At 69.4% G+C, this 25,957-nt stretch carries 30 protein-coding genes; 19 read left to right on the top strand and 11 right to left on the bottom strand.

Translation table 11 applies throughout. The features are described 5' to 3' along the window. Genes MHN84_RS08715 through MHN84_RS08700 form a run of 4 tightly spaced genes read right to left on the bottom strand, consistent with a single transcriptional unit; the run spans window position 1 to window position 4,063 of the window. Window positions 1-1,362, bottom strand: a complete 1,362-nt coding sequence (locus MHN84_RS08715) for an ATP-grasp enzyme (RefSeq protein WP_241204251.1) — start codon at window positions 1,360-1,362, stop codon at window positions 1-3. Window positions 1,363-1,369: 7 nt separating this feature from the next. Next, a complete protein-coding gene (locus MHN84_RS08710) occupies window positions 1,370-2,167 on the bottom strand; it encodes an O-methyltransferase (RefSeq protein WP_241204250.1) in 798 nt (265 codons plus the stop codon). Next, window positions 2,160-3,377, bottom strand: a complete 1,218-nt coding sequence (locus tag MHN84_RS08705) for a sedoheptulose 7-phosphate cyclase (protein WP_241204249.1) — start codon at window positions 3,375-3,377, stop codon at window positions 2,160-2,162. Before MHN84_RS08705 ends, MHN84_RS08710 begins: the two co-directional genes overlap by 8 nt. Window positions 3,378-3,397: 20 nt before the next feature. Beyond that, a complete protein-coding gene (locus tag MHN84_RS08700) occupies window positions 3,398-4,063 on the bottom strand; it encodes an HAD family phosphatase (protein WP_241204248.1) in 666 nt (221 codons plus the stop codon). Window positions 4,064-4,264: 201 nt separating this feature from the next. On the opposite strand from MHN84_RS08700, the gene MHN84_RS08695 reads away from it, so the two are divergent. After that, complete coding sequence (locus MHN84_RS08695) at window positions 4,265-4,825, top strand: TetR/AcrR family transcriptional regulator (protein ID WP_241204247.1); 561 nt, start codon at window positions 4,265-4,267, stop codon at window positions 4,823-4,825. 3 nt (window positions 4,826-4,828) lie between these two features. Here MHN84_RS08695 and MHN84_RS08690 read toward each other — a convergent pair whose 3' ends face one another. Then, a complete protein-coding gene (locus MHN84_RS08690) occupies window positions 4,829-5,542 on the bottom strand; it encodes an IclR family transcriptional regulator (protein WP_241204246.1) in 714 nt (237 codons plus the stop codon). A gap of 71 nt (window positions 5,543-5,613) precedes the next feature. On the opposite strand from MHN84_RS08690, the gene MHN84_RS08685 reads away from it, so the two are divergent. The 11 genes from MHN84_RS08685 (at window position 5,614) to MHN84_RS08635 (ending at window position 14,366) form a co-directional block, all read left to right on the top strand. Further along, window positions 5,614-6,954, top strand: coding sequence for an FAD-binding oxidoreductase (locus MHN84_RS08685; protein ID WP_241204245.1), 1,341 nt, complete (start codon window positions 5,614-5,616; stop codon window positions 6,952-6,954). After that, complete coding sequence (locus MHN84_RS08680; RefSeq protein ID WP_241204546.1) at window positions 6,954-7,724, top strand: DAPG hydrolase family protein; 771 nt, start codon at window positions 6,954-6,956, stop codon at window positions 7,722-7,724. Before MHN84_RS08685 ends, MHN84_RS08680 begins: the two co-directional genes overlap by 1 nt. A gap of 25 nt (window positions 7,725-7,749) precedes the next feature. After that, a complete protein-coding gene (locus tag MHN84_RS08675; RefSeq protein ID WP_241204244.1) occupies window positions 7,750-8,133 on the top strand; it encodes an SRPBCC family protein in 384 nt (127 codons plus the stop codon). A 41-nt stretch (window positions 8,134-8,174) separates the two neighbouring features. Next, window positions 8,175-8,459, top strand: a complete 285-nt coding sequence (locus MHN84_RS08670; protein ID WP_221353068.1) for a GlsB/YeaQ/YmgE family stress response membrane protein — start codon at window positions 8,175-8,177, stop codon at window positions 8,457-8,459. Continuing rightward, window positions 8,460-8,900, top strand: a complete 441-nt coding sequence (locus tag MHN84_RS08665; protein WP_241204243.1) for an SRPBCC family protein — start codon at window positions 8,460-8,462, stop codon at window positions 8,898-8,900. Window positions 8,901-9,020: 120 nt separating this feature from the next. Beyond that, a complete protein-coding gene (locus MHN84_RS08660; RefSeq protein ID WP_241204242.1) occupies window positions 9,021-10,043 on the top strand; it encodes a substrate-binding domain-containing protein in 1,023 nt (340 codons plus the stop codon). Beyond that, on the top strand, window positions 10,040-11,050 hold the full coding sequence (locus MHN84_RS08655; protein WP_241204241.1) for an ABC transporter permease: 1,011 nt from the start codon (window positions 10,040-10,042) through the stop codon (window positions 11,048-11,050). Before MHN84_RS08660 ends, MHN84_RS08655 begins: the two co-directional genes overlap by 4 nt. Next, on the top strand, window positions 11,047-11,835 hold the full coding sequence (locus tag MHN84_RS08650) for an ATP-binding cassette domain-containing protein (protein ID WP_241204240.1): 789 nt from the start codon (window positions 11,047-11,049) through the stop codon (window positions 11,833-11,835). Before MHN84_RS08655 ends, MHN84_RS08650 begins: the two co-directional genes overlap by 4 nt. Continuing rightward, the gene (locus tag MHN84_RS08645) at window positions 11,813-12,715 is read left to right on the top strand and encodes a PfkB family carbohydrate kinase (RefSeq protein WP_241204239.1); all 903 of its coding nucleotides are present in this window, start codon (window positions 11,813-11,815) and stop codon (window positions 12,713-12,715) included. Before MHN84_RS08650 ends, MHN84_RS08645 begins: the two co-directional genes overlap by 23 nt. A gap of 2 nt (window positions 12,716-12,717) precedes the next feature. After that, the gene (locus tag MHN84_RS08640) at window positions 12,718-13,368 is read left to right on the top strand and encodes a nucleoside/nucleotide kinase family protein (RefSeq protein WP_241204238.1); all 651 of its coding nucleotides are present in this window, start codon (window positions 12,718-12,720) and stop codon (window positions 13,366-13,368) included. After that, window positions 13,365-14,366 (top strand): LacI family DNA-binding transcriptional regulator, encoded by a 1,002-nt coding sequence (locus MHN84_RS08635; protein WP_241204237.1) that lies wholly within the window; start codon window positions 13,365-13,367, stop codon window positions 14,364-14,366. Before MHN84_RS08640 ends, MHN84_RS08635 begins: the two co-directional genes overlap by 4 nt. On the opposite strand, the gene MHN84_RS08630 is transcribed toward MHN84_RS08635, so the two are convergent. Together MHN84_RS08630 and ilvD are read right to left on the bottom strand one after the other, a co-directional pair. After that, window positions 14,363-14,977: a LysE family translocator gene (locus MHN84_RS08630; RefSeq protein ID WP_241204236.1), complete on the bottom strand. Its 615-nt coding sequence runs from the start codon at window positions 14,975-14,977 to the stop codon at window positions 14,363-14,365. The two genes, MHN84_RS08635 and MHN84_RS08630, sit on opposite strands and share 4 nt — an antisense overlap. A gap of 12 nt (window positions 14,978-14,989) precedes the next feature. Then, the gene (gene ilvD, locus MHN84_RS08625) at window positions 14,990-16,702 is read right to left on the bottom strand and encodes a dihydroxy-acid dehydratase (RefSeq protein ID WP_241204235.1); all 1,713 of its coding nucleotides are present in this window, start codon (window positions 16,700-16,702) and stop codon (window positions 14,990-14,992) included. 78 nt (window positions 16,703-16,780) lie between these two features. Between ilvD and MHN84_RS08620 the strand changes: the two genes are divergently transcribed. After that, window positions 16,781-17,359, top strand: coding sequence for a DUF305 domain-containing protein (locus MHN84_RS08620; protein ID WP_241204234.1), 579 nt, complete (start codon window positions 16,781-16,783; stop codon window positions 17,357-17,359). Then, on the top strand, window positions 17,356-17,670 hold the full coding sequence (locus tag MHN84_RS08615) for a metal-sensitive transcriptional regulator (protein WP_241204233.1): 315 nt from the start codon (window positions 17,356-17,358) through the stop codon (window positions 17,668-17,670). Before MHN84_RS08620 ends, MHN84_RS08615 begins: the two co-directional genes overlap by 4 nt. Here the strand turns inward: MHN84_RS08615 and MHN84_RS08610 are convergent. From MHN84_RS08610 to MHN84_RS08595, 4 genes are all read right to left on the bottom strand, one after another. After that, window positions 17,667-18,908 (bottom strand): HNH endonuclease signature motif containing protein, encoded by a 1,242-nt coding sequence (locus MHN84_RS08610; protein WP_241204232.1) that lies wholly within the window; start codon window positions 18,906-18,908, stop codon window positions 17,667-17,669. The two genes, MHN84_RS08615 and MHN84_RS08610, sit on opposite strands and share 4 nt — an antisense overlap. Window positions 18,909-18,987: 79 nt before the next feature. Further along, window positions 18,988-19,314 carry a LapA family protein gene (locus tag MHN84_RS08605; protein WP_241204231.1) on the bottom strand — a complete coding sequence of 109 codons (327 nt, stop codon included), beginning with the start codon at window positions 19,312-19,314 and terminating at the stop codon, window positions 18,988-18,990. 47 nt (window positions 19,315-19,361) lie between these two features. Further along, complete coding sequence (locus tag MHN84_RS08600; RefSeq protein WP_241204230.1) at window positions 19,362-20,585, bottom strand: GPI inositol-deacylase; 1,224 nt, start codon at window positions 20,583-20,585, stop codon at window positions 19,362-19,364. An 80-nt stretch (window positions 20,586-20,665) separates the two neighbouring features. Then, window positions 20,666-20,965: a thiamine-binding protein gene (locus MHN84_RS08595; RefSeq protein ID WP_241204229.1), complete on the bottom strand. Its 300-nt coding sequence runs from the start codon at window positions 20,963-20,965 to the stop codon at window positions 20,666-20,668. Between the two features lie 174 nt (window positions 20,966-21,139). On the opposite strand from MHN84_RS08595, the gene MHN84_RS08590 reads away from it, so the two are divergent. From MHN84_RS08590 to MHN84_RS08570, 5 genes are all read left to right on the top strand, one after another. Further along, window positions 21,140-22,159 carry a L,D-transpeptidase family protein gene (locus MHN84_RS08590; RefSeq protein ID WP_241204228.1) on the top strand — a complete coding sequence of 340 codons (1,020 nt, stop codon included), beginning with the start codon at window positions 21,140-21,142 and terminating at the stop codon, window positions 22,157-22,159. 70 nt (window positions 22,160-22,229) lie between these two features. Next, entirely contained in the window at window positions 22,230-23,162 is a 933-nt protein-coding gene (locus MHN84_RS08585) for a DUF4129 domain-containing protein (protein ID WP_241204227.1), read from the top strand. Next, window positions 23,159-23,641, top strand: coding sequence for a hypothetical protein (locus tag MHN84_RS08580; RefSeq protein WP_241204226.1), 483 nt, complete (start codon window positions 23,159-23,161; stop codon window positions 23,639-23,641). Before MHN84_RS08585 ends, MHN84_RS08580 begins: the two co-directional genes overlap by 4 nt. Then, on the top strand, window positions 23,638-24,603 hold the full coding sequence (locus MHN84_RS08575) for a MoxR family ATPase (RefSeq protein WP_241204225.1): 966 nt from the start codon (window positions 23,638-23,640) through the stop codon (window positions 24,601-24,603). Before MHN84_RS08580 ends, MHN84_RS08575 begins: the two co-directional genes overlap by 4 nt. Then, a complete protein-coding gene (locus tag MHN84_RS08570; RefSeq protein WP_241204224.1) occupies window positions 24,600-25,811 on the top strand; it encodes a DUF58 domain-containing protein in 1,212 nt (403 codons plus the stop codon). The genes MHN84_RS08575 and MHN84_RS08570 overlap by 4 nt, the downstream gene beginning before the upstream one ends. Window positions 25,812-25,957: the final 146 nt, after the last annotated feature.

The raw sequence follows: 25,957 nt of genomic DNA, 5'->3' as shown, positions 1-25,957 counted from the left end.
TCAATCCCCACCGTTCTCGACGAGCTTGCCGATGTTGAAGTCGATGCGGCGCCAACCCCGGCGCTGACGCAGGTTGCTGATGAGCAGCGCGGGGATCTGCAGGTGGTAGACGCCGAGGTAGGGCAGCGGATCCCACGCCGCGAAGATCGCGTCACGTCCCCGGGCGATCACCCGCAGCCGCCGCAGCCGGTCGGGGCCACGCAGCAGCCGCCACAGTTCGTGATAGATCCAGTAGGTCGGCGTCGCACCGGGCCGCGGCGTGATCGTCGGGTGCCCGTCGGTGAGGTAGGCGTGTGCCACCTCAGTGTGGTCGTGGAACATCGTGATCGCGCTGTGGGTGCGCGGGTTGCACTCGATGGCGTAGGGCGTGCCGTCAGCGCCTTCGATGAAGTCGAACGAGATCTGCCCCGTCACGCCGGTTTGGGCGGCGAATCGCTCTACCCACGAACGGATCTCGGGCTTGTCGACGAATCGGTAGTTCAACTGCACCGCCGAGGACTCGCAGCAGCCGTACACGGTGACGACACCGGCCCGCAGCGTCGCGTGCGTGCAGTACTCCTGACCGTCCACGTACTGCTGCAGCAGCCACGGATCACTCGGTGTGATGTCGAGCGAGCGCGCGTATGCGGCATTGTGTTCCGGCGTCTCGCGGCGAAGCCGGGTCAGGTCCGTGCGTCCGACCGGGTTGTAGGCGAGCCGCTTGAGCACATAGGAGCGGCCGGGGACGAAGTCGAAACGCTCGACGTCGACCGGGTCGGTGATCAGCTGACACTCCGGCACCGAAAGACCGAGTGAGGCGCACAGCGTGCTGAAGTCCCGTTTGTCGTCCAATGTCGCGATCAGCGCCGCCGACCCGTGCAGCACCTTACAGCGATCGCCGACGAGGTCGTGCAGGGCCGCCTCGGGCACGCTGGCCGCCGGGCTGGACACCGGCACGAAGACGTCCACGTTCTCGCGAATGATGATGTCGGCCAACGCCTGCGGGTAGCGCGGGTCGGTCGCTTCCGGTGTGCAGTGGAACGCGTCGACGGCGCGGGAGAACCGATGCCCGGTGAAGCGGTACTTGGCGGATTCGGTGAGCACCACCCGGTGTCCGGCCAGATGGAACGCTCGCGCCAGGTGCAGCGCCTTGGTCATCTTGCCGCCGCTGACGAGCACGGTCTTCGGCGTGTCGGCGGCGCGCACGGCCGGGCGCGGGGCCCGGCGCAGTAGCGCTCCGGCGGTGATCGCGAGGTCGACGGGCAGGGTGGCCGTCAGGCCGGCGAGGACGGAGAGGGTGCGGGCGGCGTCCCGTGTCGGGGTGGGACGCCGCACCGCACCCGCCGGGGCGGCCCGGTCTGTGGGATGCGCAGTCAGCGTCATCGGGGCATCATCGGCTCAGTGGCCGGATCAGGGTGAGCCCGTCGCGCACGGGGATCAGCACCTGCTCGGTCCGCGGGTCGGCGGCCAGCGCCCGATTGAAAGCGGCTATGGCCGCGCCGTTCTCGGTCTGCACGCCGGTCCACGGTTGGCCCTGCATGAGCGTGTTGTCGACCGCGATCACGGCGTCGGGGGCCAGCAGAGGGGAGTCGAGGAGTAGATCCACGTACGCCTGGTATCCGCCTTTGTCGGCGTCGATGAACACGAAGTCGAACGATTCCTCGCCGACTGCGGCCAGTCGCCGCAGTGTCTCGAGCGCGGGCCCGGACTCGATGCGGATGCGGTGTCCGACGTCGGATCGGTCGAATGCGGCACGCGCCACTGCTGCTGCGCCCGCGTCGATCTCGCACGCCACCACCGTGCCGAAGGCGGGCAGCGCCTCGGCCATCGCCAGCGCCGAGTAGCCGGTGAACATGCCGATCTCGAGAACCCGCACTGCCGAGGACATGCGGACCAGGAACTTCAGCAGCTGTCCCTCGACGTGCCCGGAGAGCATCTCCTGTTCCAGCCCGTCGTGCCACGGCTGCGTGCTGGTGTCGCGGGCCAGTTCGGCCAGCGCCGAGGACTCGCCGGTGGTGGCGGCGGCCACGTACGGGTCCAGTCCGGCCGCCAGATCACGGGCCTCTGAAAGCCGTTGCAGGAAATCGTGATCCACCACGTCGGCCAGCTGGTCGCAGAGCTCGGTGAGCCGCGCCGCGAGGATCGAGGTGGGTGTGACCGGCCGGGGTGCGGCGACGGTGTCAGGCATCGACGGTGGCGTAGGTGAAGGCGTCGACGCCGTCACCGCCGCGGTCGAACTCGGCGCACAGCTTCTTGTGGAGTGTGAGCGTGTCGACCAACTCGTCGACCGTCACGTCGTTGAGGAAGCGGCAGCTGCCGATCGGGTCCGGAACCGCGGCGCGCAGGATTCCGTCACGGGTGCGCAGAATCGCCGCCGTCGCCGTCTCCAACAATTCGGGCGTCAGATACTCCGAGTCCAGCGACAACCCCAGCGCGCTCATCGTCGCGAGAACGCGGTCGCGCTCGCCCGCGGTGAGCAGTCCGCGCCGCTCGGCCAGCGTGACCGACAGGGCCATGTCGATGTTGATCGCGTGGCCGTGGAAGAACGGTGTCGCCGGGGTCAGCTCCAGCGTGGGGCTCCAGGTGTGCCCGAACGCGATCACTCGGTCCAGGTCGATCTCGTGCAGGTTGGGCGCCTCGAGCTCCAGCATCGTCGCGATCGCTTCGTAGGTCAGCCGGTGCGCGACCGCGCGCAGTCGCTCGTCGCCGCCGAGGTAGCCGAAGCGGGTGGTGAGCAGTTCCGGGCCGAAACGTTCGAGCATGTCGAAGATCTCGGCGTTGCCGACCACGGAGATTTTGATCAGCTCGGCCATGCCGTTGCGGATCTGGTCCTCGGGCAGAGTCTTGAGGAACGAGAAGTCCAGGAACACCTGTCGCGACGCGTGGTAGGCGCCGAGGCGGTTCTTGTGGTGGCCGTGGTTGACCGCGACCTTGATCGACACGCTCGCGTCGATCAGCCCGATCAGGGTGGTCGGGATGCGCAGGTACGGGGTGTTGCGCCGGTAGCTCGCGCAGGCGAATCCCGCGACGTCGGTGGTCAACCCGCCGCCGACGACCAGCACCGGTTCGGTACGTACCAAACCGAATTCGTCGAATGCGGTGACGATCCGCTCGAACGTCTCCAGCGACTTCGCGGTCTCGTGGATGTGCACCCCGATGACCGTCAGCGCGATCCCGTAGTGGGCGAAGTAGGCGTCGATGCTCTCGCGGTAGAGGTCGTAGACCACCTCGTCGATCACCATCAGCGTGCGGCCGTACGGCAGGTAGGCCTCGGCCAGTTCGCGGTTGGCCACGTCGAAGACGCCGTCGACGTAGGTGAGGTCATAGGAGATGCGTTCGTAGCCTTCGACGTGGAAGTTGCGCTCGGAGGCGGTGACTCGGGCGGTGAGGTCGCTCATGGAATGTCCGTTCAGGGTGCTCAGGCGGCGGCCAGGGAGACGACGCGGTCGGCGTCGAGCTGGTCGGCGATGTCGGTGGCGTCGGCGAATTCGGCGCCGGCGGTGTTGGCGTTGGGGAAGGCGATGCAGCGCAGTCCGGCGGCACGGGCGGCGCGCACGCCGCCGACGTTGTCTTCGATGGCGACGGCGTCGGCAGGGGTGAGGCCCAGCCAGTCGAGCGCCAGAACGTAGGCCGCGGGTGCGGGCTTGGGCTCCTCGACGTGGTCGTCGTAAACGATGACGTCGAATGTGGAGGCGTCGATCTGCGGATCGAGAGCCGCGAGCAGCGCGTCGACGTTCGCCTTGGAGGTGGTGGTGACGAACCCGAGCTTGTGGCCGGCGGCCTTGGCGTGTTCGATGGTCTCGCGCACACCCGGCCGGAGGATCACCGAAACCTCACCCAGCAGCTGCTGGAACAGTTGCGACTTCGTGGCGTGCACGGCGTCGGCATCGACGTCCTGGCCGCGCTCGGCTGCGAAGTCGGCGATGCGCTGAGCCCCCCCGTTGCCGCCGAGCATGCTGCGGTAGTCGTCCTGCGACCAGTTCCAGTCCAGCCCGTGCTGGGCGAATGCGTCGTTGAATGCACGACGCTGCAACTCCGAGGTGTCGGCAAGTGTGCTGATCGATCCGAAAAGAATGGCGGGCATGAGAATTCCCTTCTCGCAGAGAGATTTTCGAGCATGGCTCCCCGGGCGCCCGGTGCTGGACGCGGATCGGAGGAAAGACTGTCGATCGACCGTTTCTGGATCTACAGTTCATTAGTACACAGGCCAGTCACTAATGAAAACCCTGTTCATCGATTCAGATTCTGACGCGTTGGTGACACACCCAGAACGGAAGGTGGCACCGTGCCCAGTAGTGCGGACACGCCCGGAGAGGACGCGCGGGTGGCCCGGACGCGGGCCGATGTGTCGCGCGCGGCGCTGCAGGTGTTGCGGGCAGAAGGTTTCGACGATCTGACCCACGCCCGGGTCGCCGAGCAGGCCGGCTACTCCAAGACCACGCTGTACGCGCACTGGCCGTCGCGCCTGGATCTGCTGCGGCTTGCGCTCGACGCCCTGGGCCGGCTGCCGCACCACCGGCCCACCGGGGACCTGCGCGCCGATCTGGTCGCCGAGCTGACGGCGTTCCGACGTTCCCTGGCCGAGCTGCGCCTGGACCGGGTGCTGTGCGGTCTGGCGGACGAATCCGGCGGCGAGCAGGCCGGCGAGCTGCGTCACCGGATCACCGGCGAGGCTCAGCTCGGACTGCGTGCTCTGCTCGCGCAGCGGTTCGCCGGCACCCAGCTGGACGCGGCCCTGTCGATGCTCACCGGAGTCGTGGCGTGCCCGTCGTTGATGGTCGGGGCCCTGCCTGACGACGCGACCGTCGCCGCGGCGGTGGACCTGGTTCTCCCCGGCGCACGGTGACGCTCAACCGACCGTGTCCCACAGCGGGGAGTCCGCTGCGGAGCGCAGCGCCGCCACGATAGTGGTTTCCTGCGACCGGAAACGTTCCGTCGGCGCCGGCACGGAGATCGCCAGGACGTGCCCGCCGGCGACCCGCTTGGCGATCCCGGCGGCCGAGATGCCCGCTGTGTGCTCGTCGCGGTCGTAGGCGATGCCGGCGCGGCGTACCTCGCCGATCTCCTCGGACAGGGCCGCCGGTACCTGGTCGTCGTCGAGCAGCGCCAAGGCAGCCTTGCCGTTTGCGGTGTCGGACAAGGGGAATCGAGCTCCGACGGCCGACACCGCCCGCAATCTGTGCCGCGACTCGATCTGGTCGATGAACCACATCTGCCTCCCACGCAGCACCGAGAGGTCGACGGTCTCTCCGGTCGCCGAGGCCACCTGTTCGAGCACCGGGCGCAGGGCGGTCGCCAGGTGCGAACCGTCGGCACTGGCCAGGCCGAGCAGCCGGTCGCCGAGGCGGTACCGGCCCGCGTCGTCGACCCCCGCGAAGCCGACGTCGACGAGCGCGATGAGGAGACGGCGGGCCGTCGATTTCGCGAGACCGAGGTTGGTGGCGATGTCGCCGGGCCGCAGCCGGCCGGGCGCGGTGGCGATCTCGTCGAGCGCCGCGGCCGCCCGGCGCAGCGCCTGCAGGCCGTCGTCGCGGGTTCGGTGATTTCCCTCGTCCGCTGCCATGCCCAGCACTATAGTGATCCGCTGAACGAACCACGCTGATCCGCTGTACGGATCACGGCGGAGGAGGCGGTATGACAGATCTTCCCGGCGGACGGCACTTCTTTCGCGGTGACGACGGCTACGAGCAGGCTCGTGCGCAGACGGTGTGGAACGCGCGCACCCCCGAGCGTTACCCCGACGTCGTCGTGCAGGCTGCGGACGTCGACGACGTCGTGGCGGCCGTCCGGTTCGCCGCGCGACACGACCTGCGCATCGGGGTGCGGTCGGGCGGTCACAGCTGGGCCGGCAATCACGTGCGTGACGGCGGCATGCTCCTCGACGTCAGCCGTCTGGACGCGTTCACGGTCGACCCCGACGCCCGGACCGCCGTCGTCGGCCCGGGGATGGGCGGCAGTGTGCTCGCCGCCCGGCTGGACGCGATGGGGCTCTTCTTCCCGGCAGGTCACTGCAAGGGCGTGCGGATCGGCGGGTATCTGCTGCAGGGCGGGTACGGCTGGAACAGCCGGGTGCTCGGTCCGGCGTGTGAGAGCGTGCTCGGCCTCGACGTCGTGACGGCCGACGGGGAGCGGCTTTTCATCGACGCCGACCACCATCCCGAGCTGTATTGGGCCGCACGCGGATCCGGTCCCGGATTCTTCGCCGTCGTCGTCGCCTTCCATCTGCGGCTGTACCCACGTCCGGCGGTGTGCGGCAGCAGCCTCTACGTCTATCCGCTCGGGTGCGCCGAGGAGATCTATCCGTGGGCGCGGACGATCAGCGCCGAGGTCGACCGCCGAGTGGAGCTGCAGATCGTGGCATCGCGCGCGGTCCCCGGCGCCGGCATCGACATCCCGTCGATCGTCATGGCGTCACCGGTGTTCGCCGATTCCGACGCGGAGGCCGAAAGCGCACTGGCCCTGCTGGAGACGTGTCCGGCGCGCGAGGACGCCACCATCGCCGTGCCGTACGCCCCCTCGGACCTGGAGACCTGGTACGCGGGCGTGATGAGCAACTACCCGACCGGCTACCGGTACGGCACCGACAACATGTGGACCTCGGCGAGCGCGGAGGAGTTGATGCCGGGTATCCGCCGAATTCTCGAGACGATGCCGCCGCACCCGGCACATTTCCTGTGGTTGAACTGGGGCACGTCCCCGCAACGGCAGAACATGGCGTACAGCCTGGAAGACGAGATCTACCTGGCCCTGTACGGCGTGTGGCAGGACGCCGCCGACGACGACACCTACGGTGACTGGGCGCGGTCGAACCTCGCAGCGATGGAGCATCTGCAGACGGGCATCCAGTTGGCCGACGAGAACCTCGGCCACCGCCCCGCTCCGTTCGCGACCGACGCCGCGATGGCCGAGCTGGATCGCGTCCGGTCGATCTACGACCCGGCGGGCCGATTCCACACGTGGATGGGGCGGGTGTGATGGGCTATCTCGGATACCGCGCCGGCGACGCCGGCACCGCGTGGGGTGAGTTCTTCGACCCACTCATGGCGCCGCTACCCGCCCATGTCGTCGAGGCCCTGCACCACGGGCCGCAAGCCGACCAGATGCTGCTCGACTTCGTCAGTGCCGCAGACCTTCTCGATCCGGGATACCACCCCACCGAGACCGGCTATGCGCAGGTGCGCGGCGGCGGCTTCGCCGTGTCGGTCTTGACCGAGATGCCGGGGGTGACACCGGCGATGTGGGACTGGTGGTTCGGCTGGCACAGCAGCGACGCGCGGCGCTACAAGCTGTGGCACCCCCGGGCGCACGTGTCCGCCCGGTGGGCCGACGGCGGGGGCGACGGGCGCTATGTCGGGCGGACGTCGCTGGTCGAGGAATACCTCGGTTCGGCGTTCACCCGGGCCGCGATCCGCTTCGTGCCGCCCGAGGAATTGGGGCTGGCCGCACGCCGGTCGGGTGACTCGGTGACGGTGTGTGCGCGGCTCGGCTCCTCGGAGGTGCCCGTCGACATCGGCTGGCTGGTGCACCAGGTGCGGCCGCGCGACGGCGGCGCCGAGATGCGCTCGCGGTTCTGGCTGGGCGGGCCGCATGTCCAGCTGCACCAGGGCAACCGGTTGGCGCACAGCGCGATTCGGCCTTTTGCGAGCCGCCAGCTCCCCGACCCCCGCGACCTGCTGGTGCACTGCGCCCAGGAGATGAACCACCTCGCCGGCTTCCTGCCGGCCCTCCACGAGCGATTCACGTGACGATCCCGCGGGTACGTTGTGCCCCGTGTGGACAGTGAGCAGGCGGATTGCCGCACCCGCCGACACGGTGTGGCAGCTGCTGGTCGATCTCGACGCCTGGCCCGTCTGGGGGCCGACCGTGGCCGGCGCCGAACTCGACCGTGGCGGCTTCGAACTCGGCGCGACCGGCCGGGTGTTCACGCCCGTCGGCGTCCCTTTGCCGTTCACCATCACCGAACTCGACCCGGGGAGGTCTTGGGCGTGGCGGGTGGCCGGAATCCCGGCGACCAGGCACGGCGTCGAGCCCGCGGCGGGCGGCTGCCGAGCATGGATGAGTGCGCCCGTCTGGGCCCCCGCCTATCTGCCGGTGCTCGCACTCGGGCTTCGCCGCATCGGCGACATGGCGGTTGAATCCGGGGCGGACGGGTAACCCTGCGTGCGGTCGGAACACTGCACCGCGAGGAGAACATCGTGATCGGAACAATCATCGGCGCCATCGTCGTCGGGTTGATCGTCGGCGCTCTTGCCCGGCTGGTCATGCCAGGCAAACAGAACATCGGCGTCATCATGACCATCGTGCTGGGCGCGCTGGGCTCGTTCCTGGGCTCGTGGGTGACCTACAACCTGGCGGGTTATTCGAACTCCAACGGTGGCTTCGCGATCATCCCGTTCCTGGTCGGCATCATCGTCGCCATCGTGCTGATCGCCGCCTACCTCGGCATCACCGGCAAGCGCAGCACCGGCCCCCGCGCGTAGATGGCCGTCACCGAGTCGCGCGAGACCGTCATCGAGGCGTCTCCCGCGCAGATTCTCGATGTGCTGTACGACCTCGAATCGTTGACCGAGTGGTCGTCGGCGCACCAGGAGGTCGAGATCCTCGAACGCGATGACGAGGGACGGCCCACGAAGTCCCGGCAGGTGGTCAAGATCGTCGGGGTCAGCGACGAGCAGGTGCTCGACTACTCCGTCCACGACGACGGGGTCAGTTGGACGCTGGTCAGTTCACAGCAGCAGCGCGCCCAGGAAGGCCGCTACACGCTGACCCCCGACGGCGACAGCACGCGCGTGCGCTTCGAACTCACCGTCGATCCCACCGTGCCCCTGCCGGGCTTCCTCATCAAAAGGGGCGCCAAGGGCCTGATGGAGACGGCCACCGACGGCCTGCGCAAGCGCGTGCTGGCCGTCAAGGGCGGCTGATCCGGCGGACCACGTCCACGGAATGAGTTTGCGAAAGCGCATGCGCAAGCGCTTGCCTACGGCTTAGGCTCCCGTCCAACGGCGACGCGTCGGGCGTCGCCCGGGGACAAGGGAGTCCACATGGTCGGCATCGCTGGCAGGCGCAAGAGCGTGACGTTCACCGTCGGATCGGTGGTGATGGCCGGTGCGCTGGTCCTCGGCATGACCGGGTGCAGCGGCGGCTCGAACTCCGACAGCGTCAAGGTCGGCCTGATCACCAAGACCGATTCCAACCCCTACTTCGTGAAGGTCCGCGAGGCCGCCCAGGCGCAGGCCGACAAGGACGGCGCCGAATTGATCGCGCTCGCCGGTGCCTTCGACGGTGACAACGAGGGTCAGGTCACCGCGATCGAGAACATGGTCGGCCAGGGCGTCAAAGGCATTCTGATCACCCCGAATTCGTCGACGGGCGTACTCGACGCGATCAAACGGGCGCGCGACGCCGGCGTCATCGTCATCGCACTCGACACGGCGACCGACCCCGAGGACGCCGTCGACGCCACCTACGCCACCGACAACAAGGCGGCCGGCGTCAGCCAGGGCAAGTGGGTCAGGGCGGCCCTCGGCGCCGCACCCCCGCAGGTGGTCATGCTCGACGGCACCCCCGGCGGCACCGTCGACACCTTCCGCCACGACGGCTTCCTCGAAGGCTTCGGCATCACCAACGGCTCCCCGGAGATCGTCGGGCAGGAGAACACCAACGGCGACCAGACCAAGGCGCAGACCGCGATGGAGAACATCCTGCAGCGCGCGCCGCGCATCAACGCGCTGTACACGATCAACGAACCCGCCGCCGCCGGTGCCTACCAGGCCATCCAGTCCGCGGGCCGCGCCGACCAGATCACCATCGGGTCGATCGACGGTAGCTGCACCGGTGTCGCGGATGTGAAGGCCGGCAAGATCGGCGCAACCGTGATGCAGTTCCCGGCCAAGATGGCCGAACTCGGGGTGCAGGCCGTCGTCAAATTCGCCAAGGACGGCACCAAGCCCAGCGGCTTCAACGACACCGGCTCCCAGCTGATCACCGACAAGCCCATGCCCGGCATCGAGTCCAAGGACACCGCCTGGGGTGAGCAGAACTGCTGGGGCACCGCCGGGTCATGACGGACGGCGTTGTATCCCAAACGACGGCACCACAGACGAAGCCGCCGCTGTCGAGCCGGCTGACGGCCTCGAACCTGCTGCGCGAACCGCTGCTCGGCCCGCTGGTCGCGCTCGTGCTGGCGATCATCGTGTTCAGCGTCATCTCGGACTCGTTCCTCGAGCCGCAGAACGTGTCGCTGATCCTGCAGCAGTCGGTGGTCGTCGGCATTCTGGCGGTCGGCCAGACGCTGATCATCCTCACCTCCGGCATCGACCTGTCGATCGGTGCGGTCGCGGTGTTCGGCACCATCGTGATGGCCCAGAGCGCAGGCGCCAACGGCCCGGTCGTCGCACTCGGTTCGACACTGCTGGTGTGCGTGGTGTTCGGCGCGCTCAACGGCGGGCTGGTCACCATGCTGCGGTTGCCGCCGTTCATCGTCACCCTCGGCACGTTCACCGCGATCCAGGCAGCGACGCGGCTTCTGGCCGGTTCGGAGACCTACCGGGTGACGCCGGGGCCGCTGACGTTCCTGGGCACGTCGTTTCGTATCGGCACGTTCTCGACGACGTTCGGTGTCGTCGCGATGCTGCTGGTCTATCTGGTGACGTGGTACGCATTGTCCCAAACCGCTTGGGGCAAGCACGTCTACGCGGTCGGCGGTAACCCGCAGGCGTCCGACCTGTCCGGGATCAAGTCGGGTCGGGTGCTGCTGTCGGTGTACATCACCACCGGCGTGATCGCCGCGATCGCGGCGTGGGCGGCGTTGGGCCGCATCCCGAACGCGGATCCGAACGCCTACCAGAACGCCAACCTCGAGACCATCACCGCGGTGGTGATCGGCGGCACCAGCCTGTTCGGCGGCCGCGGAGGCGTGGTCGGCACCCTGGTGGGCACGCTGATCGTCGGCGTGCTGCGCAACGGGCTCACCCAGGCCGGGGTCGACAATCTCTACCAGAACATCGCCACCGGCATCCTGGTGATCGTCGCGGTGGCGGTGGATCAGTTCACCCGTAGGAGGTCACGATGACCACCGATAAGCACCCTGTCCTCGAAGCGCGCGGTCTGGTCAAGAAGTACGGCAACGTCACCGCGATCAACGGCGCCGACTTCGAACTGCGCGCGGGCGAGGTGCTGGCCGTCATCGGCGACAACGGCGCAGGCAAGAGCAGTCTGATCAAAGCGCTTGCCGGCGCGGTCATTCCGGACGCCGGGCAGATCCTGATGAGCGGGCGACCGGTGTCGTTCAAGAACACCCGCGACGCCCGCGCCGCCGGTATCGAGACGGTCTACCAGGACCTGGCCGTGGTGCCGGCTCTCGACATCGCCTCGAATCTCTACCTCGGCCGCGAGGTGCGACGGCAAGGCATCGCCGGCAGCGTGTTCCGTCGACTCGACATGCCGCGGATGCGTCAGGACGCCTCGCAGCACCTGGCCGATCTGAAGATCGGCATCAAGGCGGTCAGCCAGGCCGTCGAGACGCTCTCCGGCGGGCAGCGCCAGGGCGTCGCGGTGGCCCGTGCCGCGGCCTTCGGGCGTGGCGTGATCATCATGGACGAGCCGACCGCCGCGCTCGGCGTGCGGGAGTCGGGTCAGGTGATCGACCTCATCCGATCCATCCGGGACCGCGGCATCCCGGTGGTGCTCATCAGCCACGACATGCCGCATGTCTTCGAGGTGGCCGACCGTATCCACATCCACCGCCTGGGCCAGCGCGCCGGGGTCGTCGACCCGAAGAAACGGTCGATGTCCGAAGTGGTGGCACTGATGACCGGCGCGGAGGAGCCGACCGATGAGGAACGCGCCGGACTCTGAGCCGCGGGGGATCTTCGTCGGCCTGGCCACCCTCGACGTGATCCACCGCATCGCCGAACCCCCGGCGGTGAACCAGAAGATCACCGCGGCAGCGCAATTCGTGGCAGCGGGCGGGCCGGCGGCGAATGCGGCGGTCACGTTCGCCGCGCTCGGCGGTGACGCGGTTCTCGTCACCGCGCTCGGCACGGACCCGGTCGCCGATCTGGTGCGCAGTGACCTGGTGGCCCACGGCGTGGAGGTGATCGACGCTGCCGCGGGCATGCCGCGGCCTGTCCCGGTGTCCAGCGTGTCGGTGCTCGACGCGACGGGAGACCGCTCGGTGGTCTCGCTCGACGCGGTCGCCTCCGACATCGCCGCGCCGGCCGCCCTGCACACCCTCGTCGCCGGCGCCGACGTGGTGCTCGTCGACGGTCATCACCCCGTCATCGGTCTCGCGGCAGCTCGGTCCGCTGCCGCACAGCAGGTGCGCTGTGTCGTCGACGCGGGCCGGTGGAAACCGGTGATGGCCGAGCTGCTCAACCAGAGGCCGGACATGGTGTGCTCCGCAGATTTTCGAGCCCCGGGCACAGACGATTCGGCATCGACCGCCGCCGCACTGCTGCGCGACGGGGTACCCACCGTCGTCATCACCGACGGCGGCGCGCCGATCCGGTGGTGGGCGAACGGCGAGTCCGGCAGTGTCGCGGTACCGACCGTGCCGGTGCGCGACACCCTGGGCGCCGGCGACGTGTTCCACGGCGCATACTGCTACTTCGGTGCGGCCGGTGTGGCCCGCCTGACAGAGCGCATCGAGGCGGCGGCGCGCGTGGCGGCCCTGCGGTGCTCGGTGATCGGACCGCGGGCCTGGCTGGCCGAACTCTCCCACGAGCGAAGGCGGTAACGGTGACCATCGACCACGACATCGAGAGCGCCACCGTCGAGCAGCTGATCGCCTGGGCGCGGGAGCTCGTCACGCCCGGCACCCGGCGCATCCTCGGGCTGACCGGTGCGCCGGGAGCCGGAAAGTCCACGGTGGCCGAACAACTCGTCGACGCACTCGGCCCGCAGGATGCGGTGCTGGTGCCGATGGACGGCTTCCATCTCGCCAACGAGGTGCTTCTGGACCTGGGCCGGCGGGACCGCAAGGGCGCGCACGACACCTTCGACGACGACGGGTACGCGCGGTTGCTCGCGGCGCTGCGCGCGCAGCGCGACGGTGACGCCGTGATCTACGCCCCGCGGTTCCGGCGGGAGATCGAGGAACCGATCGGCTCGTCGATCCCGGTACACCCGTCGACGCCGCTGGTGGTCACCGAAGGCAACTACCTGCTACTGGACTCCGGTGCCTGGCCGGCCGCCCGGGCGTGCGTCGACGAGGTGTGGTTCCTGGCCCCCGACACCGGAATTCGGCACGAGCGATTGGTCCGCCGGCACGAGGCGTTCGGGAAGAGACCCGACGAAGCCCGATTCTGGGCGTTGGGTTCCGACGAACGCAACGCCGAGCTGATCGAGTCGACGGCGGGCCGGGCCGATCGCATCCTGCGGTTGCCATGACCACGATGGGCGACGTCGCGCGCTTGGCCGGGGTGTCCGCGTCCACGGTGTCGCACGTGATCAACGGCACGCGCCGGGTGGACACCGGGACGCGCCTGCGGGTCGAGGCGGCGATCGCCGAGACCGGCTACCGCCGCAACGGCGTGGCCCGCTCCCTGGCGGCCGGGCGCACCCACACCGTCGGCCTGTCCATCTCGGCGTTGACGAATCCGTACTTCGGCAGCCTCGTCCACGCGGTGGAACGGGCGCTGTCGGAGGCGGGGTACGTGCTGATCGTCGGGGACTCCCACGACGACGCGGAATCCGAGAAGCGGGTCACCGACTCGCTGCTGGACCGGCAGGTCGACGCGATGATCGTGGCGCCGGCGGCCGGCTCGGAGCGCACGACCCTGCCCGCGATCGTGCGTACCGGCACGCCGCTGGTCCTGATCGACCGCGCCGTCGACATCGACTGCGATCAGGTCGGACCCGAGAATCGCGAGTCGGCGCGCACACTCACCGAGCACCTGATCGAGCACGGGCACCGGCGGATCGCCGTGGTGCGCGGCATCGCCGGGATCTCCTCCACCGTCGAGCGATTCGACGGCTACTCCGCCGCGCTGGCCGCGCGCGGCATCCCACTCGACCCCGCCCTGGTGATCGACGGGCAGTCCAGTACCGACGTCGCCGAACGGGAGGTGCGCGCGGTGATGGCCCGCGAGGACAGGCCCACCGCGGTGGTGTCGATGAACAATGCGATGACCATCGGTACGGTCAAGGCGCTGCGCAGCCTCGACCTGTCGATCCCGTCCGACGTGGCGTTCGCCTGCTACGACGACTTCGAATGGTCGGACCTGTTCGAGCCCAAGCTGACCGCCGCGGCCCAGGACGTCGAGACCATCGGCGCCACCGCCGCGCAACTCCTCCTGCACCGAGTGCGCGCAGAAGCCGCTGCGGCGCAGCGCATCCAGGTGCCGACGACGTTCCACCGCCGCAACTCGTGCGGCTGCCTGCCTTAACGGGAGGCGACAGCCATCCGTGCCGCCAACGCGACATACGTTGCGGCGAAGGTCCGGCGCAACGCCCGCACCACCCGCGGACGCGTGATCACATGGCTGCGCACAGCCGCCGCGAACACCCCGTAGACCGCGAAGACCACCAGCGTCATCGCCATGAACACGGCCGACAACACCAGCATCTCGTCGATGACGGGACCGGCGGAGGCGTCGACGAACTGCGGCAGGAACGCGAAGAAGAACAGGGTCAGCTTCGGGTTCAAGGTGTTGACCGCGATCGCCGTTCCGATGATGCGCCACGACCCCGGTGAAGCGATCGGCGCGTCGCTGGTGACGAGCTCCGAGTCGTCCCGCCAGGTGGTCCACGCCAGGTAGAGCAGGTACGCCACCCCGAGGTACTTCAGCGTCTGGAACGCGACTGCGCTGCTGTGCATGATGGCGGCGAGCCCGCTCACCGCTGCCAGCATGTGCGGCACGATGCCCAGGGTGCAGCCCACCGCGGCCAGCACAGACGCCCGCGTGCCGTGCGAGAGGCCGGTCGCCACGGTGTACAGCGCACCTGTGCCCGGGGTGGCGACCACCACCAGGCTGGTGATGAGGAACGCGAGAGTCATCGGCTGCCTGCCCTAGCTGCAGACCGCGCCGACGGCCGCCGAGCCGACCAGCTTGGTGTACTTGGCCAGCACACCCGTCTCGTACACCGGGGGGAGGGGAGTGAATCCCTCTTTGCGCGAATCGAATTCGGCCTCGTCGACGAGAATGTCCAGCGTTCCGTTGGCCACGTCGAGCCGGATGCGGTCGCCGTCGCGGACGAACGCGATGGGTCCGCCGTCGACGGCCTCGGGCGCGATGTGGCCCACGCACAACCCCGTCGTCCCGCCGGAGAACCGGCCGTCGGTCATCAGCAGCACGTCCTTGCCCAGCCCGGCACCCTTGATGGCGCCGGTGATCGCCAGCATCTCGCGCATGCCGGGGCCGCCCTTGGGGCCCTCGTAGCGGATCACCACGACGTCGCCGTGGGTGATCGTGCCGTCCTCCAGCGCGTCCAGTGCCGCGCGCTCGCGCTCGAAAACCCTTGCGGTGCCCTCGAACACGTCGGAGTCGAAGCCCGCCGACTTCACCACCGCGCCCTCCGGGGCGAGCGAGCCGTGCAGGATGGTGATGCCGCCGGTCGGGTGGATCGGGTTGTTCATCGCCCGCAGCACCTTGCCGTCGGGATCCGGCGGCTCGATGTGGGCCAGGTTCTCCGCCATCGTCTGACCGGTGACGGTGAGGCAATCACCGTGCAGCAGACCGGCATCGAGCAGCGCCTTCATCACCACGGGCACGCCACCGATCTCGTCGACGTGCTTCATCACGTGGCGGCCGAACGGCTTGACATCGGCGAGGTGGGGCACCTTGCCCCCGATGCGGGTGAAGTCAGCCAGTGTCAGGTCGACGCGCGCCTCCCAGGCGATGGCCAGCAGGTGCAGCACGGCGTTGGTGGATCCGCCGAATGCCATGACGACGGCGATGGCGTTCTCGAACGCCTCCTTGGTGAGGATGTCGCGGGCGGTGATGCCCCGGCGCAGCATCTCGACGACGGCGGCGCCGGAGCGGCGGGCGTACTCGTCGCGGCGGGAGTCGATGGCGACCGGAGAAGCGCTGCCCGGCAACGACATTCCGAGCGCTTCGGCGGCCGAGGCCATGGTGTTGGCGGTGTACATGCCGCCGCAGGCGCCTTCGCCGGGACAGATCGCGCGCTCGATGATGTCGACGTCCTCGCGCGACATCAGCCCGCGCGCGCACGCGCCGACGGCCTCGAAGGCGTCGATGATCGTCACTTCCTTCTCGGTGCCGTCGGTCAACTTCGCGACGCCGGGCATGATCGAGCCGTTGTAGAGGAACACGTTGGCGAGGTTCAGCCGTGCGGCCGCCATCAGCATGCCGGGGATCGACTTGTCGCAGCCGGCCAGCAGCACGGAACCGTCGAGCCGCTCGGCCTGCATGACGGTTTCGACGCTGTCGGCGATGACCTCACGGGAGACCAGCGAGAAGTGCATGCCCTCGTGGCCCATCGAGATGCCGTCGGAGACCGAGATGGTGCCGAACTCCAGCGGGTAGCCGCCCGCTTCGTGCACGCCCGCCTTGACCGCCTGGGCCAACCGCTGTAGGGACATGTTGCACGGCGTGATCTCGTTCCACGACGAACCGACGCCGATCTGCGGCTTGGCCCAGTCGTCGTCGCCCATCCCCACCGCGCGCAGCATTCCGCGCGCGGCCGTCTTCTCCAGCCCGTCGGTGACGTCGCGGCTACGGGGCTTGATGTCTGGTGTGGCGCCTGAGGACTGTGAGGGCATGCGCACGATTATGCGCCTGGCGTTTCACCCGGCCAAACCAATATGGATACCCCCGTGGGGTACGGGTAAGGTGGCGGCATGTCGAAGGTCCTCGGTGCGGTCGCCGCGCTGGCGTCGGTGGCCGCCCTGACCGCGTGCGGGGGACCGGCTGCCGCACCGACGACGTCGTCGACGACGGACGCCCCGGTGATCACCGGCGAGCCGGCCGGCCACAACGACGCCGACGTGACGTTCGCCGACCAGATGATCGACCGGCACCGCGAGTCGATCGCGCTCGCGGACGCGGTTCCCCAGCGCTCCACCAACGCCGAGGTGGTCGCGCTCGCCCAGCGCATCGCCGCCCAGCAGCAGAAAGAGATCAACGTCCTCAACGTCTTCCTCGTGCAGTGGGACAGGCCCCCGAAGATGGGCGTCGCGGTGGACCCCGCGGTGGGGAACCCGGCCGCGCTCACGCAGCTGCAACAGCTGCAGGGCAGCGCTTTCGATCGTCTCTGGCTGCAATCGATGATCGATCAGCACCGGAAGTCGATCGCGGTGGCCAACGCCGAGATCGCGGCAGGGGCCAACGTGGACACGATCTCGATGGCCAAGACGATGGTGTCGACGCTGACGACCGAACTCGACCAGATGACCACGATGCGGGAGGGCACCCCATGAGCGCAGCCGACGACGGTGGGGACACCGGTTCGCACGGGTACTCCGCGCAGAAAGAGAACTACGCCAAGCGGTTGAGGCGCATCGAGGGTCAGGTGCGCGGGATCGCGAAGATGATCGACGAGGACAAGTACTGCATCGACGTCCTCACGCAGATCAGCGCGGTCAACAGCGCCCTGCAGTCGGTGGCGCTGGGCCTGCTCGACGAGCATCTGGGCCACTGCGTCTCTCACGCGGTGGCCGCCGGAGGCGACGAAGCGGACGCCAAGCTCGCCGAGGCCTCCGCGGCGATCGCCCGGTTGGTCCGCTCCTAACCAGGCGGTTCGTAGGGCTGATACCACCGCCACTGGGCGCGTTCCCCGGTCGGACCGGGGGAAGGTGCGACGTCAGGCGGTGGTTGGGTGGGTGGTCGAGCCAGCGACGCGGAGGTCAGCGCGTTGCCGGCGGCGTCGGTGACGACGAGTTGGTCGGCGGGGCCGGTGATCGCGATCAGGCCGCGGTGGTGGGCCCGATGGTGATACGGACACACCAGCGCGAGGTTCCACAGCTCGGTGGGGCCGCCGTCTTCCCAGTGCACCAGATGGTGGGCGTGCAATCCGCGGGTCGCCCCGCAGCCGGGCACGACGCAGACGAGGTCGCGATGCTCCAACGCGCGCCGGAGCCGCCGGTTGACGGTGCGGGTGGCGCGGCCGGCGCCGATCACCTGCCCATCCCGGTGAAACCAGACCTCGCAGGTGGCGTCACAAGTCAGGTAGCGGCGGTCGGAGTCGGGCAGTACGGGTCCCAGGTGCAGGGAGCTCAGGCGGGTGGCGACGTCGACGTGGACGACGACGGTGGTGCGCTGCCCGTGGGGGCGGGCCGCGGCCTCGGCGTCCCAACTCATCTCGATCAACCGTAGGAACGCCGCGGCGTTGCCGGGCATCGATGCCCTCCCATCGGGGTCGGTGGCCGTCCATTCGGTGACGAGTGCGTCGCGATGCGACGCGAGCGCGGCTTCGAAGGCAGCATTCTCGACGTGGGGGAGCGCGATGTGCCAGTACGTGTACTGCTCATCCGAGGTCGAGGTGATCGACACCTGCGGCCCCGGATCGGCGGCCTCACCCGCGTCCTCGTCGTCTGACTCGTCGACAGGCTCCGGCGCGGGTTTGGGTTGCATCTTCAACGCCGTCCGCAACTGGCTCACCGTCGCACACCGGGCCATCGTGGCGAAGTGCTCGTCCGAGCCGGGCAGGCCGCGCTCGGCGATCACCCCGACCTGATCGACGGAGAACCGGCCCTCCCGCAACCCCTCGATGCAGTGCGGGAATTCGTCGTAGCGGTGCGCAATCCCGGCAATCGTGTGCGCCCGCGACGGCGACACCCCGGCCTTCCACGCGAGCCACCCGGCCGTCGACCTGGCTCCGGCGGCCGCCCACAACTCGTCGCGGTCGATCTCGGCGGCTATCTCCACGATCCGCGCGTCGATCGCGTTGCGCTGCCCCGTCAGCTCGGCCAGTTCCTCATGCAGCACCGACAACCGTTCATCGATGGCGAGCGAACTGAGCGGGGGCATGACCCCAATCTCGCACCGCCGACCGACAATTCACCGCGCCGAACCAGCAACCTGTGGATGAAGACGGCTCTGGGGACAACTACGCCGGCGGCACGTCCTCCGGCCGTTCGGCGGGCAGATCCGATGCGCGCCGGCGCAGTTTGCGGTGCTCGACGTACAGCCAGCCCGCGCCGGCGGTCACCGCGACGACGGCGATCACCACCGCGATCACGGCCAGTCCGCTCTTGCCGACGGCGAATCCGCACAGTGAGAGCGCGAAAGCGATCAACCCCACCGCGATCATCGTGTGGCCCGGCCAATTGGCCGCATCCTTCAGAGTTTCACCGGCCACCGGACCCAACGGCGCGGCCCGGTCGGGCGATGCGTGCTTGTCGTATGTGTCCATGGTCGTGAGTCGCTGTGCCACAGGTCAATCCGAACGCCGTTACGGTGTGGCTCTGCTCACGTCGACGATCACTTGCGGGAAAGCCACTGGTGGAGACGGTGATAGATCTCCGGATGGTTGAGCAGATCGAAGTGATGAAGACCGGTCAGCACCAGTCCCGCGTCCTCGTCGAACGGCAGCCGGCGTCTACGGCCGCGACCCGAGGCGCTGGCCGGTCGCACCAGGTGATCGCCGAACACCATGCCGAGCGCCGCCGGTGCGGCCGAGGTCGCGACGAAGTGGTAGCGGGCATGGGGGAGGAACGGCACCTCGCGGCACCGGTCCCGCAGGAACTCGTCGGGGTCCGCCTCGGCCCAGTCGTCGTCCAGGACGGCACCGAAGCGCAGGTCCTTGATGCCGTCGCTGCGCAGGTTGAGCAACTCGGCGATCGACCGGGTCTCGCGGAGCCGGATCATCAGCCAACTCGCGGCGTTGACCCCTTTTTCCAGATCGGCACCGAGATGCGGGGAGCCCAGGCACACCACCTGCCGCGTGGCCCGGCACCAGCGGCGGTTGCGCTCGTTGGCGTAGTGGCAGGCCGAGCGGGACACCAGCCCGCCCATCGAATGGCCGATCAACACGATGCGACTGACCGGTACCGGCCACAGCTCCAACAGGCGGGTCAGCAGGTCGTCGAGGGCATGCCCGTTGGTCGAGATGTGCAGTCCGGTGTTGTAGCGGATCTCGATCGGGGTGTAACCCAGATCGTCGTGTAAGCGTTCGCCGTACCAGGTCGACGGGGCGCCCGTCGAGGGCCGCGGCGGCCGGTGCCACGACGACTCCGTCTGACACAGCCCGTGCACGAACACGGCCAGTTTGTCGGTGGGCTCGGGAAACGCCGCGCCGATGGCGCCCGGGGTCAGCGCCACCGCTCGTCCGTGCGCACGGATCGCCATCGGAGCGGCGAACTCGTTGCCGCGGTCGGCGAGCTCGTCGCCGTAGATGCCGTTGAGTGCGGCGATGGCCTCTGCGACCCCCGGTCGCTCGTCGAGCGGTGGGTCGTCGTCGAACGCCAGCCCCGCCGCGGCGAGCTCGGCAACCTTCGGGGGAACGCGCGCGCCGGTCACGTCGAGCGCGCTGTAGACCGCGCCGGCGATGGCATCGTGCACGATCTCCACGGGCCGCGCCGCCGGTCCGATCGAGCTGAACACACGGCTTGCGATACCGGAGTGCACGCCCCGGACCAGTGTGTTCAGCACTGTCAGACCTTCTGCCGCCACCTCGCCGAGGGATTGCATGTCCTGGGTACGCATGCCGACACCCCCTTCGGTGAACAGTCGTACTTACTCCAGGGTAAGGTGCGGACGCCGGCCAGGCAACGGTGTCTGCGCGGTCAGTCCCGCAGCGCGTCCTCGATGCGCTGGACCTTGGCCGTGAGCTGGCCGGTGTAGCCCGGCCTGATATCGGCCTTGAGGACCAGGCTGACGCGCGGTGAGACGGCGGCGACCGCATCCACCGCGCGTTTGACCACGGCCATCACCTCGTCCCAGTCGCCTTCGATGTTGGTGAACATGGCGTTGGTCTCGGCGGGCAGGCCCGATGCGCGCACCACCCGCACCGCCTCGGCGACAGCGTCGCCCACCGAACCCGTGTCGTCTCCCGCCAGGGGACTGATGCTGAACGCGACGATCATCATGCGAGCCTACGGCCCGACCCCGGTAACACCTGGCAGTGCGAGAGCGATCATCACTGCAGGTCAGGGCTCCCACGATGGCGGCTGCCCAGGGTCCGTCAGCCCGCTGGCCAGGAGAATCACCCTCGGCGCTGTGCCACACTGGATGCAGTCGCGGGACTTGGAGGTACGTGGATGCGGCAGGCAAACAAGACTCGGTTGATCGCCGTGCTGTCGGTGATGACCGTGGTCGTCGGCATGGTGCTCAGCGCCCCCTCGGCACTCGCGCAGCCCGACGTGGCCTCGCCGCCGGCGCCCGCGGACCCGTTCGCGCCGCCCCCGCCGCCCAATCCGCTGGCCTTCCCGAACCCGTTCGCGCCGCCCGCTCCTGCCCCGGTGACGCCCACCGCGGCCGATCCGTTCGCCGTGATCCCGGGACAGCCGATGCCTATCCCGGAAGGCACGCCGGCCGGCCAGAACCCGACACCGTTCGTGGGTCAGCCGCCGTTCGTCCCGCCGTCCTTCAACCCCACCAACGGCTCGATCGTGGGCGCGGCGAAGCCGATCTACATCAATTTCCAGCGGCCGATCGCCAACCGGCAGATGGCGCAGGACGCCGTGCACATCTCCTCGGTGCCGCCGGTGCCCGGCCGTTTCTACTGGACCTCTGACACGCAACTGCGCTGGCGTCCGCAGGACTTCTGGCCGGCGGGCACCGTCGTCAACATCGACGCCGCAGGCACCAAGTCGAGCTTCACGGTGCCCGAGCAGCTGGTCGCCACCGTCGACGACTCGACGCACACGATGACCATCGTGCGCAATGGCGAGGTCGAGAAGACCTTCCCGGTGTCGATGGGCAAGTCCGACGGCAAGCACGAAACCAAGAACGGCACCTACTACGTGCTCGAGAAGTTCGCCGACATCGTCATGGACTCCTCGACTTACGGGGTCCCCGTCGATTCGGCGGAGGGCTACAAGCTCAAGGTGCAGGACGCCGTCCGCATCGACAACAGCGGCATCTTCGTGCACAGCGCACCATGGTCGGTCGGCGACCAGGGCAAGCGCAACGTCAGCCACGGCTGTATCAACCTCAGCCCCGCCAACGCGCAATGGTTCTACGACAACTTCGGCAGCGGCGATCCCGTCGTCGTCAAGAACTCCGAGGGCGGTCTGTACGACCAGCCCGACGGTGCGTCGGATTGGCAGATGTTCTGACGTTCTGACACTCCGGCCGCTCCCGGCCACCCGCCGTGCCACGATGGGGTGAGGCGAAGGGTGGGCGCGGATGCCCGGTGACGGCAAGGCGGTGGTCCGCACCGTCGGTGTGCTCCTGCTGACGCTGGTCGCCATGGTCGCCTTGCGCGGTGTGCTGCCGGGCGCGCCGCCCCCGACGCCCGACCGCACTCCCGACGGGCCGGGTTCTGAGGCCGCCGTCGTCATCATGCTGGTGCTGTCGGTGACGGCGCTCGCCGTGGCGGTACTCGCACGGGCCCGCACGCCGCGCCCCCACCGCGCCGAGAGTGAGCCCCCGCGACGCGATGTCGGCACCGGCGCTGCGATCTCGTGGCGGCTACTGCTGATCGCAGCGGCCGTGCTGCTGGCCTGGCTGCTGATCGTCCTGCTGCTGATGCGGTGGGCGTCGTCGATCGACCCGGCTGACCCGGGTGGCGGCGCAGCGGCTGCCGAACACGCGCGCGATGCCCCGGCCGGCGGCCAGCGGGCCGACCCGGACCCCGGGGCCGGTGGAGGCGTGTTCGAGCTGCTGATGGGTACGGCAGTCGCGCTGCTCCTGCTCTCCGTCCTCGCCTCGCTCACCGCGCGCCGGCGCCGCTTCGCTCCGGCGACGGCCGCCACCGACGGGACCCTGGACACCCCGCCGCCGCGGCCTGCTCCGGATCTGGCCCGGGCGACCGAGCGGGGACTGGCCGAGGTCGGGGACCGCAGCCGCGATCCACGGGAGGCGATCATCGCCTGCTACGTCGCGATGGAACAGGAGCTGGAGAAATCACCGAGCACCATCCCGCAGGCTTCTGACACCCCGGCGGAAGTGCTGGCGCGCGCCGTCGCCCGACGTGCCGTGCACGCCGACAGCGCCGCGCAGCTGGTGGATCTGTTCGAGGAGGCGCGCTTCTCACCCCACGTCATGAACGAGGGCCACCGAGACGACGCCGTGCGCGCGCTGCAGGTGGTGCAGCGCGAGTTGCAGGGCGCCTCGTGACCAGGATCGTCGCCGCCGCGGTGGCGCTGATCGTCGCGGTGGAAGTCTGCGCGTTCGCGCTCGTCGATTGCGCCGTGGTGGTCGCCGTCACCGGTGCCGCCCTGGTGCTCGCGCTGCTGTGGATCCGCTGGCACCTCACCCGTAGCGCCGCCACCGATCCCGACATCTCCGCCGATACGGCCGCGGTGGCGTTGCAGCGCTGGCATTCTCGCACCGAGACACTGATCTCCTGGGCCGACTCGACCCGGGCGGACTGGGATCGTCGGCTACGCCCCATGCTGGCTCGACAGTTCGAGCTCGCGGTCGGCAACCGCATCCGCAAAGACCCGGACAGTGTCGAGACCACCGGGCGGATGCTGTTCGGCGAGCGGCTCTGGCCGTGGGTGGACCCGAACAACATCTCGCGCACAGGCGCCTCCGAGCCAGGGCCCGGCCGCGCCGCGCTCGACGAGATCCTGCAGCGGCTGGCGCGGCTGTGAACGCACCGATGGCCACCACCACCGCGGCGTGCGACGCAGTGCTCGACGAGATCGGCCGGGCGGTCGTGGGTAAGCGCGAGGCGTTGACACTGATCCTGATCACGGTGCTCGCCCGTGGGCACGTGCTCGTCGAGGATCTGCCCGGGCTCGGAAAGACGTTGATCGCCAAGTCCTTTGCGGCCGCCCTCGGGTTGCGCTTCACCCGCGTCCAGTTCACCCCCGATCTGCTGCCCGCCGATCTGTTGGGCTCGACGATCTACGACATGCAATCCGGCCGGTTCGAGTTCCGCGGCGGCCCGATCTTCACCAACCTGCTGCTGGGTGACGAGATCAACCGCACCCCACCCAAGACGCAGGCAGCGCTGCTGGAAGCGATGGCCGAACGCCAGGTGAGCATCGACGGCGTGACCCACCGGCTGCCCGAGCCCTTCCTGGTGCTGGCCACCGACAACCCGATCGAATACGAAGGCACCTACCCCCTGCCCGAAGCCCAACTGGATCGCTTCGCGTTGCGCCTGGAGTTGAAATACCTTTCGGCACAGGACGAGACGACGATGCTGCGGCGCCGGTTGGAGCGCGGTTCAGCGCCACCGGAGGTAACCCAGGTGGTGACCGCACAGGAACTGCTCGCGATGCAGGAGTCCGTCGAACTGGTGACGGTGCACGACGATGTGCTCACCTACGTCGTCACGCTGGCCGGCGCGAGCCGCCACCACCCACAGGTCGCCGTCGGGGCGAGTCCGCGCGCGGAGCTGGATCTGGTGCAATTGGCCCGAGCCCGCGCGCTGCTGGCCGGCCGCGACTTCGTGATCCCCGAAGACGTCAAGGCGCTGGCCGTGCCGGTGATGGCGCATCGGATCAGCCTGCGGCCGGAGATGTGGGTGCGCAAGGTGGCCGGTGCCGACGTCGTCGCGGACCTGCTGCGCCGTACGCCCGTCCCGCGCGCCCGGGGCACGTCGTGATCGCCGTCGAGATGCGCTGGCGTGCATCGCCATTGACGCGGTCCGTCGCGACATCGGCGGCTCTGGCATTCGGTGCCGCGGTGGTCACCGGCCGCTGGGAGTTGGTCGCCTTCGCCGCGCCGCTGGTGGCGGTGCTCTGCTCGCTGGGATGGCAGCGGCCCGTGCCCGCGGTGACGGTGACCGGAGATCCGCTGCAGCAGCGCTGTTTCGAAGGTGAGCGGGTGCACGTCACGGTCAGCGCGAGCGCCGACGACGGCAGCGCCGTGCGGGTGAGCGCCGGCGCTGCGGCAGGGATGACCGTCGAGCGCGGCGCCGGGGCAGGCGTGACCGTGTCGGCGCCGCGGTGGGGGCGCTACCCCATCGACGCGACCGTGCGTGCCCTCGGCCGCGGCGGACTGCTCGAGGGAGTCGGTACGGCGCCGGCTGCCCAGGTCTGCGTCTTCCCCGTCGCGCCGCCGCAGCCGACCGCGCTGCCCCGCACCGAATTGCTGGATCGACTCGGCACCCATCTGACCCGGCACACCGGCCCCGGCGTCGAGTACGCCGACATCCGGCCCTACGTGCCCGGCGACCAGTTGCGCACCGTCAACTGGCCCGTCAGCGCCCGCCGCGGTGCCTTGCACATCACCGAGCGGCTGACCGATCGCGCCGCCGATGTGGTGGTCCTGTTCGACACGTACGCGCAGCCGCCGGGGCCGGCCACCGTCGCGACCGAGCGGACCGCGCGCGGCGCCGCGCAGGTGGTGCAGAGCGCGCTGCGCTACGGCGACCGGGCCGGGCTCGTCGCCCTCGGCGGCCGCACCACCCGCTGGCTGGGCGCCGACATCGGCGCCCGACAGTTCTACCGCATCCTCGACACGATGCTGGGCGCCGCCGGCGGCAGTTACGAGTCGGGGACCGGCACCCTCGCGCCGCGCCCCGCCCTGCCCACCGGCGCGATCGTCGTCGCGTTCTCCACCATGCTGGACACCGAATTCGCCCTCGCGCTCATCGACCTGCGCCGGCGGGGTCATCCCGTGGTGGCGGTCGACGTCCTGCAGGGCTGCCCCGTCGCCGGTGAGCTCGATCCGCTCGTCGATCGGGTGTGGGCGATGCAGCGCGCGTTCATGTACCGCGACATGGCGACCGTGGGAGTGGACATCGTGGCCTGGCCCGACGACGCCACACTCGACCAGGCGATGGCCCTGCTCCCGGAGCGCCGGACGTGATGGCCGTTGAGCTGCCGAAAGTGCTGCTGCCGTTGGCCTTTGCTTCGGTGATGATCGGCTCGGCGGTGAGCGGCGGGGCAGGGTGGGCGCTGGTGGCGGCCGGCACGGCCGCGGCCGCCGCCGGCGCGGCGATCTGGTGGCGCCCC

It is taken from the genome of Mycobacterium sp. PSTR-4-N (genome assembly GCF_022348085.1).
In the GTDB taxonomy this organism is placed as follows: Bacteria; Actinomycetota; Actinomycetes; order Mycobacteriales; family Mycobacteriaceae; genus Mycobacterium.
This window is presented reverse-complemented; position numbering and strand designations above follow the sequence as displayed.

What these genes read in the sequence shown, in the direction of transcription:
- MHN84_RS08715 (WP_241204251.1), bottom strand. Translation starts at nt 1,362, where the DNA reads ATGACGCTGACTGCGCATCCCACAGACCGGGCCGCCCCGGCGGGTGCG.
- MHN84_RS08710 (WP_241204250.1), bottom strand. Translation starts at nt 2,167, where the DNA reads ATGCCTGACACCGTCGCCGCACCCCGGCCGGTCACACCCACCTCGATC.
- MHN84_RS08705 (WP_241204249.1), bottom strand. Translation starts at nt 3,377, where the DNA reads ATGAGCGACCTCACCGCCCGAGTCACCGCCTCCGAGCGCAACTTCCAC.
- MHN84_RS08700 (WP_241204248.1), bottom strand. Translation starts at nt 4,063, where the DNA reads ATGCCCGCCATTCTTTTCGGATCGATCAGCACACTTGCCGACACCTCG.
- MHN84_RS08690 (WP_241204246.1), bottom strand. Translation starts at nt 5,542, where the DNA reads ATGGCAGCGGACGAGGGAAATCACCGAACCCGCGACGACGGCCTGCAG.
- MHN84_RS08685 (WP_241204245.1), top strand. Translation starts at nt 5,614, where the DNA reads ATGACAGATCTTCCCGGCGGACGGCACTTCTTTCGCGGTGACGACGGC.
- MHN84_RS08680 (WP_241204546.1), top strand. Translation starts at nt 6,954, where the DNA reads ATGGGCTATCTCGGATACCGCGCCGGCGACGCCGGCACCGCGTGGGGT.
- MHN84_RS08665 (WP_241204243.1), top strand. Translation starts at nt 8,460, where the DNA reads ATGGCCGTCACCGAGTCGCGCGAGACCGTCATCGAGGCGTCTCCCGCG.
- MHN84_RS08660 (WP_241204242.1), top strand. Translation starts at nt 9,021, where the DNA reads ATGGTCGGCATCGCTGGCAGGCGCAAGAGCGTGACGTTCACCGTCGGA.
- MHN84_RS08655 (WP_241204241.1), top strand. Translation starts at nt 10,040, where the DNA reads ATGACGGACGGCGTTGTATCCCAAACGACGGCACCACAGACGAAGCCG.
- MHN84_RS08650 (WP_241204240.1), top strand. Translation starts at nt 11,047, where the DNA reads ATGACCACCGATAAGCACCCTGTCCTCGAAGCGCGCGGTCTGGTCAAG.
- MHN84_RS08645 (WP_241204239.1), top strand. Translation starts at nt 11,813, where the DNA reads ATGAGGAACGCGCCGGACTCTGAGCCGCGGGGGATCTTCGTCGGCCTG.
- MHN84_RS08635 (WP_241204237.1), top strand. Translation starts at nt 13,365, where the DNA reads ATGACCACGATGGGCGACGTCGCGCGCTTGGCCGGGGTGTCCGCGTCC.
- MHN84_RS08630 (WP_241204236.1), bottom strand. Translation starts at nt 14,977, where the DNA reads ATGACTCTCGCGTTCCTCATCACCAGCCTGGTGGTGGTCGCCACCCCG.
- ilvD (WP_241204235.1), bottom strand. Translation starts at nt 16,702, where the DNA reads ATGCCCTCACAGTCCTCAGGCGCCACACCAGACATCAAGCCCCGTAGC.
- MHN84_RS08620 (WP_241204234.1), top strand. Translation starts at nt 16,781, where the DNA reads ATGTCGAAGGTCCTCGGTGCGGTCGCCGCGCTGGCGTCGGTGGCCGCC.
- MHN84_RS08615 (WP_241204233.1), top strand. Translation starts at nt 17,356, where the DNA reads ATGAGCGCAGCCGACGACGGTGGGGACACCGGTTCGCACGGGTACTCC.
- MHN84_RS08610 (WP_241204232.1), bottom strand. Translation starts at nt 18,908, where the DNA reads ATGCCCCCGCTCAGTTCGCTCGCCATCGATGAACGGTTGTCGGTGCTG.
- MHN84_RS08600 (WP_241204230.1), bottom strand. Translation starts at nt 20,585, where the DNA reads ATGCGTACCCAGGACATGCAATCCCTCGGCGAGGTGGCGGCAGAAGGT.
- MHN84_RS08595 (WP_241204229.1), bottom strand. Translation starts at nt 20,965, where the DNA reads ATGATCGTCGCGTTCAGCATCAGTCCCCTGGCGGGAGACGACACGGGT.
- MHN84_RS08590 (WP_241204228.1), top strand. Translation starts at nt 21,140, where the DNA reads ATGCGGCAGGCAAACAAGACTCGGTTGATCGCCGTGCTGTCGGTGATG.
- MHN84_RS08585 (WP_241204227.1), top strand. Translation starts at nt 22,230, where the DNA reads ATGCCCGGTGACGGCAAGGCGGTGGTCCGCACCGTCGGTGTGCTCCTG.